The sequence below is a fragment of the Sphingopyxis sp. Q841 genome (genome assembly GCF_052384365.1).
Lineage (GTDB): Bacteria > Pseudomonadota > Alphaproteobacteria > Sphingomonadales > Sphingomonadaceae > Sphingopyxis > Sphingopyxis terrae_A.
This window is the reverse complement of sequence record NZ_JBQSUM010000001.1, coordinates 1503089-1514881: the sequence shown is the minus strand read 5'-3', so window position 1 is coordinate 1514881 and position 11793 is coordinate 1503089. Positions and strand designations below refer to the sequence as shown.

The 11793-nt window shown below is 62.4% G+C and carries 12 protein-coding genes; 6 read left to right on the top strand and 6 right to left on the bottom strand.

Annotation, left to right across the window (positions count from 1 at the left end):
* The first annotated feature begins 7 nt into the window (after positions 1 to 7).
* Positions 8 to 913: a LysR family transcriptional regulator gene (locus ACT17R_RS07450; protein WP_444809216.1), complete on the top strand. Its 906-nt coding sequence runs from the start codon at positions 8 to 10 to the stop codon at positions 911 to 913.
* Positions 914 to 1030: 117 nt separating this feature from the next.
* On the opposite strand, the gene ACT17R_RS07445 is transcribed toward ACT17R_RS07450, so the two are convergent.
* The 3 genes from ACT17R_RS07445 to ACT17R_RS07435 form a co-directional block, all read right to left on the bottom strand.
* Entirely contained in the window at positions 1031 to 1864 is an 834-nt protein-coding gene (locus ACT17R_RS07445; RefSeq protein WP_186401547.1) for an alpha/beta fold hydrolase, read from the bottom strand.
* A gap of 78 nt (positions 1865 to 1942) precedes the next feature.
* Positions 1943 to 2929, bottom strand: coding sequence for an SDR family NAD(P)-dependent oxidoreductase (locus ACT17R_RS07440; RefSeq protein WP_217372851.1), 987 nt, complete (start codon positions 2927 to 2929; stop codon positions 1943 to 1945).
* A 75-nt stretch (positions 2930 to 3004) separates the two neighbouring features.
* Positions 3005 to 4021, bottom strand: a complete 1017-nt coding sequence (locus ACT17R_RS07435) for a zinc-dependent alcohol dehydrogenase family protein (protein ID WP_217372850.1) — start codon at positions 4019 to 4021, stop codon at positions 3005 to 3007.
* Between the two features lie 99 nt (positions 4022 to 4120).
* Here ACT17R_RS07435 and ACT17R_RS07430 point away from each other — a divergent pair, with 99 nt between their 5' ends.
* On the top strand, positions 4121 to 4990 hold the full coding sequence (locus ACT17R_RS07430; RefSeq protein WP_186401550.1) for a LysR family transcriptional regulator: 870 nt from the start codon (positions 4121 to 4123) through the stop codon (positions 4988 to 4990).
* 148 nt (positions 4991 to 5138) lie between these two features.
* Here ACT17R_RS07430 and ACT17R_RS07425 read toward each other — a convergent pair whose 3' ends face one another.
* Positions 5139 to 6056 (bottom strand): hypothetical protein, encoded by a 918-nt coding sequence (locus ACT17R_RS07425; RefSeq protein ID WP_217372848.1) that lies wholly within the window; start codon positions 6054 to 6056, stop codon positions 5139 to 5141.
* 167 nt (positions 6057 to 6223) lie between these two features.
* A complete protein-coding gene (locus ACT17R_RS07420; RefSeq protein WP_444809215.1) occupies positions 6224 to 7381 on the bottom strand; it encodes a sensor histidine kinase in 1158 nt (385 codons plus the stop codon).
* A gap of 325 nt (positions 7382 to 7706) precedes the next feature.
* On the opposite strand from ACT17R_RS07420, the gene ACT17R_RS07415 reads away from it, so the two are divergent.
* Positions 7707 to 8150 (top strand): hypothetical protein, encoded by a 444-nt coding sequence (locus ACT17R_RS07415; RefSeq protein WP_444809214.1) that lies wholly within the window; start codon positions 7707 to 7709, stop codon positions 8148 to 8150.
* A 59-nt stretch (positions 8151 to 8209) separates the two neighbouring features.
* On the opposite strand, the gene ACT17R_RS07410 is transcribed toward ACT17R_RS07415, so the two are convergent.
* A complete protein-coding gene (locus ACT17R_RS07410) occupies positions 8210 to 8608 on the bottom strand; it encodes a DoxX family protein (protein ID WP_186401554.1) in 399 nt (132 codons plus the stop codon).
* A gap of 194 nt (positions 8609 to 8802) precedes the next feature.
* Between ACT17R_RS07410 and ACT17R_RS07405 the strand changes: the two genes are divergently transcribed.
* From ACT17R_RS07405 to ACT17R_RS07395, 3 genes are all read left to right on the top strand, one after another.
* Positions 8803 to 9903 (top strand): sensor histidine kinase, encoded by a 1101-nt coding sequence (locus ACT17R_RS07405; protein WP_062901498.1) that lies wholly within the window; start codon positions 8803 to 8805, stop codon positions 9901 to 9903.
* On the top strand, positions 9903 to 10664 hold the full coding sequence (locus ACT17R_RS07400; RefSeq protein ID WP_260833920.1) for a LytR/AlgR family response regulator transcription factor: 762 nt from the start codon (positions 9903 to 9905) through the stop codon (positions 10662 to 10664). The genes ACT17R_RS07405 and ACT17R_RS07400 overlap by 1 nt, the downstream gene beginning before the upstream one ends.
* Positions 10665 to 10761: 97 nt before the next feature.
* Positions 10762 to 11628 (top strand): hypothetical protein, encoded by an 867-nt coding sequence (locus ACT17R_RS07395; protein ID WP_186401557.1) that lies wholly within the window; start codon positions 10762 to 10764, stop codon positions 11626 to 11628.
* Positions 11629 to 11793 lie beyond the last annotated feature (165 nt).

Below are 11793 nucleotides of genomic sequence, written 5' to 3'. Positions count from 1 at the left end.
TCATATCATGCCAAGAAGCGGGATAATCAGAGCCGGGCGGCTGGCGGAGCTGGAGGCCGTCGCCGCAGTTGCCCGCCAGCGGAGTTTTCGTCTGGCGGCACTCGATCTTGGCCTCTCGACGACTGCGCTCAGCAGGACGGTGGCGAACGTCGAGGAGCGGCTTGGGGTGCGGCTCTTCGCACGGACGACCCGCAGCGTCGCGCTAACCTCAGCCGGCGAACGATTTGTGGCGCGGATGGTGCCGGCGCTCCGCGAGATCGGAGCAGCGATCGAAGATGCGACCGACGAGCGCGACACACCGGCGGGCAGGCTGCGAATCAACTGTTCATCGGGAGCAGCGCACCAGATTCTCTCGTCGCTGGTTCTGCCATTTTTGGACCGCTATCCTGCTGTGTCGATTGATCTCGTCACCGAGGAGCGTTTGATCGATATCGTCGCCCAAGGTTTCGATGCGGGCATCCGACAGGCGGAATCGGTGCCGACGGGGATGACCTGCGTGCCCATTTCGGGTCCCGTCCGCTTCCGGATCGTAGCCTCGCCAGCCTATCTGGCCGGCAGAGAGATGCCGCGCGTGCCGGCCGATCTTCTCGCTCACCGCTGCATTCGCATCCAGCTTGCCAATGGCGCCAGCTATGCCTGGGAGTTCCAGGAGGGGACGAGAGGATTCATGATCGATGTATCAGGCCCCCTGACGCTCGACGACCCGGCATTGATGCGGCGCGCCGCGCTTGCTGGTGCCGGTATCGCCTATATCGCGGATGGGCGCGTCGCCGCCGATATTGCGGCCGGCCGGCTTGTTTCCCTGTTGGACGAGTGGACCCCGACAGAGGAAGGCCTTTACCTTTACCATCCGAGCCGGCGGCACCCTTCCGGTGCGCTGAGGGCCTTGATCGACATGATTCAACGCAGTTGATCTGCTAACGCCGAGAGTCGCCTGCGCGCCCAATTTCGGTCATTCGATCTATCACCCGCGCTTTCTGAAAGCAGCAACCCAAACCAAGGAGGAGAGGGATCGTGTCATCAGCAGACCCTACGCTGTGCTGATGAAGGTCAAAATGTCCATGTTTATGATGTCCGGGTGGCTCGTCGGCATCCCGTGCGGAAGATCGGGGTAGGTCTTGAGCGTGCCGTGCTTCGCCAACTTCGCAGCCAGCGGAGCGGAAGACGCAAACGGCACGACCTGATCGTCTTCGCTGTGAAGCACTAGAACCGGCACGTCGATTGCCTTGAGATCTTCGGTGAGATCGGTCTCGGAAAACACCTTGATGCAATCATGATGGGCCTTGATCCCGCCCATCATGCCCTGCCGCCACCAATTGCGTATGGTGCCTTCCACCGGCGCAGCGCCGGGACGGTTGAATCCGTAGAACGGGCCGGAAGCGATATCGAGATAGGCCTGGGTGCGGTTTGCCGCCACAGCCTGGCGATAGCCATCGAACACCTCCACTGGCAGCCCGCCGGGATTGCTGCCGGTGCGGATCATCACCGGCGTAATGGCGCTGATCAGCACCGCCATGGACACGCGGCCCGGTTCCGCCTGCGCGACATAGCGTGCCACCTCGCCCCCACCGGTCGAATGGCCGATATGGATCGCGGCCTTGAGATCAAGCGCGCGCGCCAGTTCGATCACATCCCGGGCATAGGTGTCCATGTCGTTGCCATTCTCGGTCTGCGTCGAACGGCCATGACCGCGGCGGTCATGCGCAATCACGCGAAAGCCGCGATCGAGGAAGAACATCATCTGGTTGTCCCACTCGTCGGCGCTCAGCGGCCATCCGTGGTGAAAGACAATCGTGCGCGCGTCTTTCGGACCCCAGTCCTTGAAGAAGATGCGTGTTCCGTCGCTGGTGGTGATAGTGTCCATGGGACTACTCCTTGCGGCGCCGGTTGACAATCCCTGCGGGCTGTCCGGCGCACGGCAGCCAGCGGGTGTCTCGTCGGTCTATCGCTGGGCTGCGGGACGCAGATCGAAGGTCTGCGACACCCACTCCTCGCTTTTGGCCCAGAGAGCCTTGGCGGTTTCGGGATCCAGCGCATAGGGCCGCACGCCCGGGCTGCCGAAGCCGATGCTTTCATCGCTGATCAGCGGAGACACCTGGCAATCCTCGCAATAGCGCCCGCCAACAGCGTCAGCTTCGGCCACGATCCCTGCCCAGAGCGTTGTCGCCGCGCCCTGCGCAGGGGTCTTCCACGCCATTGGCGGCTTACCCTCCTTCGCCAGGTCCGCGTTGATGCTGTCGGCAAGCAATTCGAGCTTTTCGGCGCCCATGTGGCGGGCCAGCTCGGTCCGGATTGCGCCGGGATGCACCGCCGTCGCTCGCAGCCCGAGCGCGCGATACCGCCGGTCGAACTCGACAGCGAAGAGGATGTTGGCGGTCTTGGAACGACCATAGCCGACGAACGGTTCGTAAGGCGTCGTATCGAAGTTCGGATCGACGAGATCGACATCGGCAAAGCGATGCCCGGACGATGCCAGCATCACCAGCCGCGATCCGGGCCGCATAAGCGCGGCAATGCTGTTCACGAACGCAAAATGACCGAGATGATTGGTTCCGAACTGGGTTTCGAAGCCATCGGCCGTGCGCCCGAACGGCGGCGCCATGACCCCGGCATTGGCAATCACAAGGTCGAGGCCATGGCCGTCCGCCAGCAATTCCGCCGCCGCGCGTCGCAAGCTCGCCAGATCGGCCAGATCGAGTTCCAGCAGAGCGACGGCGGCCTGATCAAGTCCGGCTTCGGAGAGAGCCCTGACGGCCTTGCCAAGGTCTCTCGCCGTGCCGACCACCTGCGCGCCGTGGCTGGCGAGCGCGCGGGCGGTTTCGACCCCGAGCCCTGCCGAAACGCCGGTCAAGAGAATGCGCTTGCCGGTCAGATCGATCCCTTCGAGCACATCGTCGGTGGTGGAAGTGAAGCCGAATGTCTTTGTCATGTGATGTTCCTGTGGTTCTTGCGGAAGTCGCACCCAAAGGGCGGCGGCGAAGGGATGCCTTCGGTCCTGTTGCGGCTAGTCGGCTTGCGGATCGATGGTGACCGCGATCTTGCCTTGCTGGCGCGCAGCGCCGTTCACACCCAGCACCGCGTCGTAAGCGGCCCCGAGTTCCTCGATGGAAAAGCTGCGCTGATCGAGCCTGGGAAGGAGCTTGCCCGCCTCGACAAGAGCACTCGCCTCGGTCAGGATTTCGCCGAAATGCGCACGGCCCTCGTCCGCCAGCAGCGTGTGCAGCGTGAACACGCCCGAATAGGTGGCTTGCTTGAAGGACAACGGAGCCAGCTTGTGTGTGCCCCAGCCCAGGCAGCTCACCACGTGCCCGAAGCGCTTCACAGCACGGAACGAGGCATCCAGAACCGGACCGCCGAGCGTATCGTAGACCACATCGAAGCCCGCGCCGCCGGTATGTTCGGCGACAAAAGCTTCCACTTCGACAGAGGCGTCGATCGGTGTGGCACCCAGGCTGCGCACATAGTCGAGATCCTCACGCAGCGCGGTGGCAAAGACCTTTGCCCCGCGGTCAAGCGCAATCTGGACGGCAACATGGCCGACACCGCCCGCGCCGCCTTGCACCAGCACTGTCTGTCCGGCGCGGACCTTCGCACGGTCGACCAATCCTTCCCAGGCGGTGATCACGACCAATGGCAGAACCGATGCCTGCCGCATGGTGAGCGAAGCCGGTTTGCTGGCCAGCAGCGGCGCATCCACGGCAGCGAACTGCGCATGCGAGCCCTGCAGCCCGCCGGCACCGCCCGTCAGTCCGAAAACGGCGTCCCCGATCCGGAAGCCCGCCACGCCATCCCCGATTGCGACCACCGTTCCGGCAAGATCCATCCCGAGGATGGCCGGAAGGGGTTGCCGGGCGTGGGCCGCCTCGCCCGCCCTGATCTTGGTGTCGAGCGGATTGGTGCCGCTCGCCGCGATCTGCACGAGCACCTGCCCGGCCGCGGGCTCTGGCCGCGCAAGCTCACGGAGGATGAAAGGTCCGTTGGCGACTTCGACGAGGGCGGCGGTCATGGTTGGCTTGGACATGGTCGGTCTCCTGTTGATGCACAGGTGATGGACGCATTCACCTTTGACTGACAGCCGCTAAAAGTGCACAATGATCATTCATTTTTGAATGGAAGCGCTATGTCCGCTGTGCCGCTTGACTGGAGTGACTTGCGCGTTTTCCTCGCGATTGCGCGGGCCGGATCACTGGGCGGCGCAGGCCGGCGCCTCGGCCAGTCGCAGCCGACAATGGGGCGGCGATTGCGGGCGCTGGAGGAGGCCGTGGGCACGAAGCTTTTCCAGCGTTCGTCGTCCGGCTTCTCGCTGACCGACGAGGGCGCAATCATGCTTCGCCATGCGGAGGTGATGGAGGCGGAAGCTCTTTCTCTCGCCCGCGAGCTCACGGGCAGCGACGGTTCGCTCGAAGGAGTGCTGCGGCTGACCTGCTCGGACTGGTTCGGCCGCATCATGCTGACGCCGGTGATGGCCGAATTCCAGCGCCTCAACCCGGCCGTTGTCCTCGAATTGCTGACCGATGCGCGGGTTTACAGTCTGGCCCGGCGCGAAGCCGATCTCGTGATCCGCATCGCCGGCTTCGACGAACCGGAGGTGATCGCGCGCAGGCTGGTGACCGTGGACTATGGCCTCTACGCAAAGCCGGGAACGTGGCTGCCGGCTGCTGATGACGGTGCAGGCTGCCCGTTGATCGTGATGGATACGGGTTTTGGCGACATGCCCGACGTTGCCTGGCTTGGACGAACCTTCCCGAAGGCCCATATTGCGGCGCGAAGCAACAGCCGTGATGTGCAGGCGCAGCTCTGCGCGCAGGGCGTTGGCCTTGCGGTTTTACCCGTTCCGCTTGCTGAAGCGACAGCGGGGATAGAGAAACTGGAACTTGAAACCGATCCGCCGAGCCGGGACACCTGGCTCGGCTTTCACCGCGACCTCAGGCACCTGCCACGCCTGCGCGCGTTTGTTGATTTGATGGTGGAGAGTTTTTCATCGCCTTGAACTTGCGCATCGCAAGGTCATGGAGTGCATTGCCCGAATGCCTGCATCGATTTTACGATCCGACGGCCGGATTCCCCGCTTGCCAACTCAAACCTGCCTTTCGGCAATCGGCCATTGATGCTCTCTGATAAGCTTTCGAATTGCTAATTCATGGTGAACTCTTGCCGGGCAGCGCCGCTTTCGGCGCGGGGCCGGCTTCCGGATTGCGGATGATCCAGCCGCGACCTTCGCGCAAGTCGAGCGTGATGATCCAGTCGTGCAAAAAGGGCATGCCCAGATTGCCGTCCATGATCATGTCGGGCGTGAACATATGCTGTGACTCGATTTCGACGCCATCGGCCACCTTGAAATGCCCCGATTGAGGCCCCTCTGCGTCAGCCTGCAAGCCGAATAGCGAGGCGTTGTGCTTCGCCACCAGCACGGTGCCCCCATTGCCCGAGTCGAGTTCCATCCATACGGGGCCGCGCGGCGTAGGCACTTCCGCCATCACGGCGAGCGCTGTGCCCTCCACCTCGCGCTTCAAGCGGATCGGGAAGGGACGCATCGAGTGTACGCGTTCAGCGAGGCTCGCCGGAGATTCCACGATGATCTCGCCTTCGCCAAGGTTCAAGGTAATGGCCCGCCCTTCAAACATGTTGAGTGCGGCAATTCCTTCCAGTTCGGCGTCGGCAGGATTGAGCTTCCCGAGATTGATCGCGCCGAGAAGCGGCGGCCTGAAAGCGCGACCGGCGATGACGATATCCATGGCATTGCAACGGGGACCATCGCCCCGTTGCCCAAACATCCGAAAGCCGGTCACGCGGCCCCACAGCTCGCACTTTGCTGCCACAAGAGCATCGGGATGGAGCAGCGTCAGACCAGCGCCGGAATCGAACAGCAGCTTGCGTTCCGCCCCACCGAACTCGGCGCGCAGCATCCAACGCGTGCGCCAGCGTTCCAGCGGTATGACCGCGTCCGGAGACGCATCTGTGCGCGGCGTGACCTGCTCTCTCGCCTGCGCGGGCGAGGAGACGGCAATCTGAGCCAGGGCTAGCGAGGCTCCCAGTAAAAGACTGCGAAATTTCATTCTGCACCTCATCGATAAGGCCCAAGCGCCGCCATCATCATTTTCGATTGAGCGGCTCTGCCTTCAACTTTTGGGTAAGGCGGCGCGCGGTTCGCCGGCTTCGTGTCTTCGGAAGCGCGCGAGGAAAATCTTGATGCCCCTTATGGATGTAAATGCTGCTGACTGCATCAGGATCGGCCTCCGACTGCACGCCGGCCAGAGGATGGGTTTCTCGCCGTGACTTGCATCAAGGCGCGACTTCCGCGGGCTTGGCAGGGCATCAGCGGAATATGAAGGGTCGCGGTGAAACCGGACTCGCTGGCCGACGTGTGCAATTGCCCCCTCTCTCCGTAAAGTACGGCCAGCCGGTCACGAATGTTGCGAAGTCCGACCCCTGTTCCATTTTCTGGTACGGGCAGTTCGGCTCTCCCGTCATCGCTTACGCAGATTGTCAGCATATCGTCCGCGGCACGGGCCACGATGGAAATCGTGGCACCGAGCCGCGACGAAGCCACAGCATATTTGACGGCGTTCTCGACCAGCGGCTGGAGGATGAAGCCTGGAACACTCGCGTTGCCAAGATCGGCCGGGCAGTCGATTTCGACCTTGAGCCGCTCGCCGAAACGAATGGCTTCCATGTCGAGATAGGCTTCGATCGTCGCAATCTCATCGGCAAGTGCAATCGGCGTTTTGACATCGCCGCCCAGATTGATTTGGAAAAAAGTAGCCAGTTTCATAGTCATCGCATCGGCATCGTCGGGGCGGCCCTGCACGATCAGGCTCGATATCGCGTTCAATGTGTTCAGCAGAAAATGCGGGTTGAGCTGGAAGCGTAGCGCTTCGATCCGAGCATCCTGTGCGCGGGCTTCGGCTGCCGCGGCAAGCATCTCCTGCTTCTTGGCGCGCTCGCTGATGCCAAGGGCCCAGAACAGCGTGACGTTGAGGCAGAAAGTCCAGGTGTAGAGGATGAAGACAAAACCAATTCGCCTGAAATCGATATTGGTCCAGCTTTGCCACTCGGGAAATAATGTGTCCGTGAGCCACCGATAAAGCACAAGATCGAGGGCGCTCTGAAGGGCGCCGGCGCAAAGGCAGCCGACGAGGATTGACGGCCAGCGCAGCGCCGGCGCGGCCGGCTCGAGGCGTTGCCAGAGAAAAAAGAGCGCCATGGCCAGGCTCAGCGCGGTGAGGCAGAGGGGCAGCTGGATCATGGCCTGCACCAAAAAGCCTCGCCCCATCAGTCCGGCCAGTATCGCAACCAGCGCAAAGCCGAAACCCCACAGGATCAGCGAAACCCGCGCCGCGGGCGATGCTGCGGCGCATGCGATAAAACTGCGATCCTGCATGCTTCCTCCTTGCGAACCGGCGGATCCATTGCTGCGCATGTTCTTGCCGGGTTGCGGGCAGATTGGCGGGCGGGCGAGTCGGCCCAAGCGTCAGCGGTCAGGACGCCTAGCCGATATCGCGACAAACAAGCCTCTCGTCGCGACCAAGTCCGACATTTGCAAGACAAAGATCGCTTTACAGTCCCGGCGGGCGTTTCTTCGCTTGGTACTGCCAGTTCATTTCGATCGAATGCGCAGCCGGCCCGAACGCGGCAGGGGCGGGCTTGATCGCAATCGGCTCTCGCGATGGATAAGCTCGGGGCAAGCTCGGCCTTTGACCTCATCAATGTGCAAGGAGCCGATAATGCGTAAAATTCAATGGTCGATACTGGGCAGCCTGATCGCGGCGACATTGCTCGTGCCGGCGCCGTCCTATGCCAAAAAGCAGGCGGAGACACCGGCCTTCCAAACGTTAAAGCCTGGAGACCGGGAAATGAGCTGCGAGGCGCTGGCTGCGGAAATCAATTCGCTCGACGGGCAGCGGCAGGCGGATGCGAGTGCCAAGCAGAAGAAAAAGAAGGGTCTTGGCTTTCTCAAGATGCTCGGTGCCGCCAGCCCGATCCTCGGGGTTGCCGGTAGCGGCGGCGCGGTCGCCTCTACCGCAATGGGCGCCGCCGGGTCCGTAGCGGGCGGGATGGGCGGCTCCGGTCAAGAGGATGCCGAAGCGATGCTCCAGCGCAACCAGCGCAAGCAGCGGCTGATGGGCATATTCGACGAGAAGAAGTGCTGATCATGACATCGGTGGGGCGTCAGAAGGCACCCCGCCGATGTCTTCCGACCCTCTGCTCTCTACTGCCTATCTGCAGTTTCAATATAGTCTAGCCAAGGCTGCCAGCTCTTCGAACCTCTCACGCCCGCCCAGGTCATGATCCCGAGGATTACGCATATCCACTGCGGGGGTGAGGCCAGTTCGCCCAGCCGGAAATGGGCGCAAATTGCCCCGCCAAGAAAGCCGGTGATGCAAATCGCTCCGAGCAGCGCTGTCCGCGGGACGGCATAGAGAAGGATCGAGACGGCGAGAATGGCGGCAATCTGCGGCGCTTGCGCCGCTTCAAAGCCCGTCGCTGCAAATTCCGCCGCGAGGGCGTCTGGACGAAATGCCATCACGGCGGCATCCGCCCCCAGTATCAATATAGCCGATAGGCGCAAAGCCAGTGCCAGCCGGCGGCGCGTCGCTGAAGTGATCATCGCTTTTCTCCACGGCGCGACTGTCGCGCCCTCCATGAGCAATCACAGGGGGCGGGCGGTATGGCGATGGGCACGCGACAAAGCTGGACACGCAAGCGACGACGAAATCATCCCCGTCCGAAATTCGACCAACGCAGACCTTGATGCGACCAATCCGGTCGGCCGAAACGCCAGCCTGTGCTAAGACGCGCGCCGTGAACCGGCTCCCGACTTTCCGCCTCAAACTGAAGGGTTTTGCGCTTGGCGCAGCGATGACCCTGATATTTTGGGTCATGGTACTTCTACTATGGGCCGCGCAGGACATCGCCTCGGGCAAACCGATACCCGATGCGCTGAAAGTCCTTCAGGCGATGACTTTGGGGCTGGGCGTGATATTCTGCGGAGCGCTGGCCGGGTTCATCATGCTCGCCCGGAGGCTGCCCAATCCCGCAATGACGGCTCTTGTCGCGCTTGTCACGACGGCGCTCGCCCTGCTGCATGCGCTAATCGATGCGATATTGATGCAGATATTGGGTCCGTCGATGGGAATGCGGTCGATGCCGCTGGCGGAATTGTTCAACCGCAGCCTGATGCCTTTCGTCCTCATATACGGATTTTATGCCTTGGCGCTCGGCCTGCGGCTTAGCGAGAATGCGGTTCGGGACAGCGCGAGACGCTTGGTCGAGGCGCGCAGCGCGGCTCAAGGCGCTGAACTCGCCGCCCTGCGATTCCAGCTCAACCCGCATTTCCTGTTCAATACTCTCAATTCCATTTCATCGCTCATTGTCACGAATGCGTCGGCGGAAGCTGACCGATTGACGATGCGGCTGTCCGACTTCCTGCGCCTGACCTTCGAGGCCGACCCCGAGGCCGAGGTGACGCTGGTCGAAGAATGGGCGATCGCGCAGGCCTATCTGGATATTGAAGCGGCTCGCTTTCCCGGGCGGCTGCAGGTGACGTTCGACTGCGAGAGCGCTCTTCTCGACGCGCACGTGCCGACATTTCTTTTGCAGCCGATTGTCGAAAATGCCGTCAAGCACGCGGTGCAGACTTCGCGCCGGCTGGTTACGCTCAGTGTCCGTTGCCGTCAGGTGGACGACCGGCTGCATTTGATGGTCGAGGACGATGGGGGCAGAGCGGCCGCCCTTCCATCCGAAGATAGAGAAGGGAGCGGATCGGGGCTGCGAAACGTGCGGGGCAGGATGGCGGCCTTTTATGGCGACGATGCCGCGGTCAATATCTGCGCGAGCGACAGAGGGTTCGCTGTGGAGCTGACCCTTCCGCTGCGGCGGGCAATGAAAAGGGCGACGGCGTGATGCGTATATTGCTGGTCGATGATGAACCTCTTGCTGCCGCGCGGCTGCGCGTGGCGCTCGATAAGATGGACGATGTCGAGGTTGTCGGAAGCGCCTCCGATGGCGAGGAAGCAGGGCGTCAGATCGCGCAGCTCGATCCCGATATGGTCCTGCTCGATATACAGATGCCCGAAGTCAGCGGGATGGAGCTGGCACATCGCCTGGCCGATGCGCCGCGCCGGCCCGAACTTGTGTTCGTTACGGCCTTCAACGATTTCGCAATGGAAGCTTTCAACGTCGACGCGGTCGACTATCTTCTCAAGCCAGTCAGCTTTGACAGGTTGCGAATGGCGATCGATCGCGTCCGCCGTCGCCGCGCTCTGCCGGATCCCGACGCCTTCGTGCGAGCGGATCCCGCCGGGACGGATCGGGGTGATGGGGGCCAAGCTGGCTATGACGATGGAATATGGGTCCCTGGACGGGGAGGCGCGGTGCGTGTGCCTATCGAGGCGATCGACCGGATCGAAGCGGCGCGCGATTATGTGCTGCTCAACACGGCGACCAAATGCTATATTTTGCGGGCGCGAATGACCGAAATCGAACAGCGTATCGACCCGAAGATCATGATCCGGATCCATCGCTCGCATATGGTCCGCATTGATAGTGTCGTGGGTATCGAGCGGCCCGGCAAAGGGGTGTTGCGCCTGCTTCTGAACGATGGCGCCGCGCTTCAGGTCGGATCCAACTTCCAATCCAACGTCGTCCGGGCCCTGCGGCTTTAGCGCTTGACCTTGGTCCCGCGACAATGCTTGTCGCGGGGCGAACGGGGCTGGTCGCAGCGCGGTTTACGTCGCGGCGAAAGTAAGGCCGGTTGGGGGAATGGCGCATGTCACCCCATTCCGAAGCGGCGTTGGATTATTCACTCGTACGCTGTCCTTTTCCGTCCTGCCGCTTGTCGTCGCATACGCTTTAGCCGCGGAGCCCGGCGCCGATCCTGTCGATCGGATGATCGCGACTGAGCTCAGTTTTGCGGCCGACGCGCAGCGGATCGGCATCGCACCAGCGTTCCGCCGCCATGCCGCGCCCGATGGCATATTGATGCGGCCCGACCCGGCGCCAGCGCTCGAAGTCCTGCAAGGCAATGTCGATACGCCGGATGTGCGTCTCGAATGGAAACCTGCAATCGCGGGCATGTCGCTCTCGGGCGACCTTGGCTTCACCACCGGACCTTATCGTCTGTTCCAGGGTGCCGAGGTCATGAACGGCGACACGCTGACCGTCTGGGTGCGTGGCGCTGATGGCCGGTGGGGCTGGCTTCTCGATCATGGGCTGCTGCCGATCAAGGCGTCTGCGCCGGCCGGTCTGCCGGGTGAGGTCGCAATTATGCGCCAAGGGCAGCCCGGCCCTCGTCGACGACCGTCGGGTGTGATCGATGCCGATGCGGCGCTGAATGCGGAAGTCATCGCGCAGGGGACTGCGGTAATTCCTGGCCATCTCGCAGACGACGGATTCGTCTTACGGCTGCAGCGAGGAAGGGTTCCAAAAGCGGCGGCCGTCGACGCCGTCGGAGATAATCTGCGCGTCTCCACAGCTCAAAGATTCGGTATGCGGGTTTCGCGCGCCGAGGATTTGGCAACCACATATGGTCGATTGACCTTCGATGGCGCGCAACCTTCGCGCAACTATGTCCGCATCTGGCGCCACGACGTGAGCGGTTGGCAATTGCTGGTCGACCTCATCAACTGATTTCCCTCCCCGGGAAAGAAGGGTGCGCAGCTTGCCGCGACGGTGATCCGCGCACCCTTCATCTGTTCCTGCTTGAATTTGCGCCGGAATTTTCATCGCTGGCTCGTCCGGATCGGTCGCAAAAGCGCGGCCTGCACCCTTCGCTTCATCCTAGCGGCACGGCGA

Bases quoted from the DNA above. Each gene is read 5' to 3' on its own strand.
- ACT17R_RS07450 (WP_444809216.1), top strand. From the start codon at position 8: ATGCCAAGAAGCGGGATAATCAGAGCCGGGCGGCTGGCGGAGCTGGAG.
- ACT17R_RS07445 (WP_186401547.1), bottom strand. From the start codon at position 1,864: ATGGACACTATCACCACCAGCGACGGAACACGCATCTTCTTCAAGGAC.
- ACT17R_RS07440 (WP_217372851.1), bottom strand. From the start codon at position 2,929: ATGACAAAGACATTCGGCTTCACTTCCACCACCGACGATGTGCTCGAA.
- ACT17R_RS07435 (WP_217372850.1), bottom strand. From the start codon at position 4,021: ATGTCCAAGCCAACCATGACCGCCGCCCTCGTCGAAGTCGCCAACGGA.
- ACT17R_RS07430 (WP_186401550.1), top strand. From the start codon at position 4,121: ATGTCCGCTGTGCCGCTTGACTGGAGTGACTTGCGCGTTTTCCTCGCG.
- ACT17R_RS07425 (WP_217372848.1), bottom strand. From the start codon at position 6,056: ATGAAATTTCGCAGTCTTTTACTGGGAGCCTCGCTAGCCCTGGCTCAG.
- ACT17R_RS07420 (WP_444809215.1), bottom strand. From the start codon at position 7,381: ATGCAGGATCGCAGTTTTATCGCATGCGCCGCAGCATCGCCCGCGGCG.
- ACT17R_RS07415 (WP_444809214.1), top strand. From the start codon at position 7,707: ATGTGCAAGGAGCCGATAATGCGTAAAATTCAATGGTCGATACTGGGC.
- ACT17R_RS07410 (WP_186401554.1), bottom strand. From the start codon at position 8,608: ATGATCACTTCAGCGACGCGCCGCCGGCTGGCACTGGCTTTGCGCCTA.
- ACT17R_RS07400 (WP_260833920.1), top strand. From the start codon at position 9,903: ATGCGTATATTGCTGGTCGATGATGAACCTCTTGCTGCCGCGCGGCTG.
- ACT17R_RS07395 (WP_186401557.1), top strand. From the start codon at position 10,762: ATGGCGCATGTCACCCCATTCCGAAGCGGCGTTGGATTATTCACTCGT.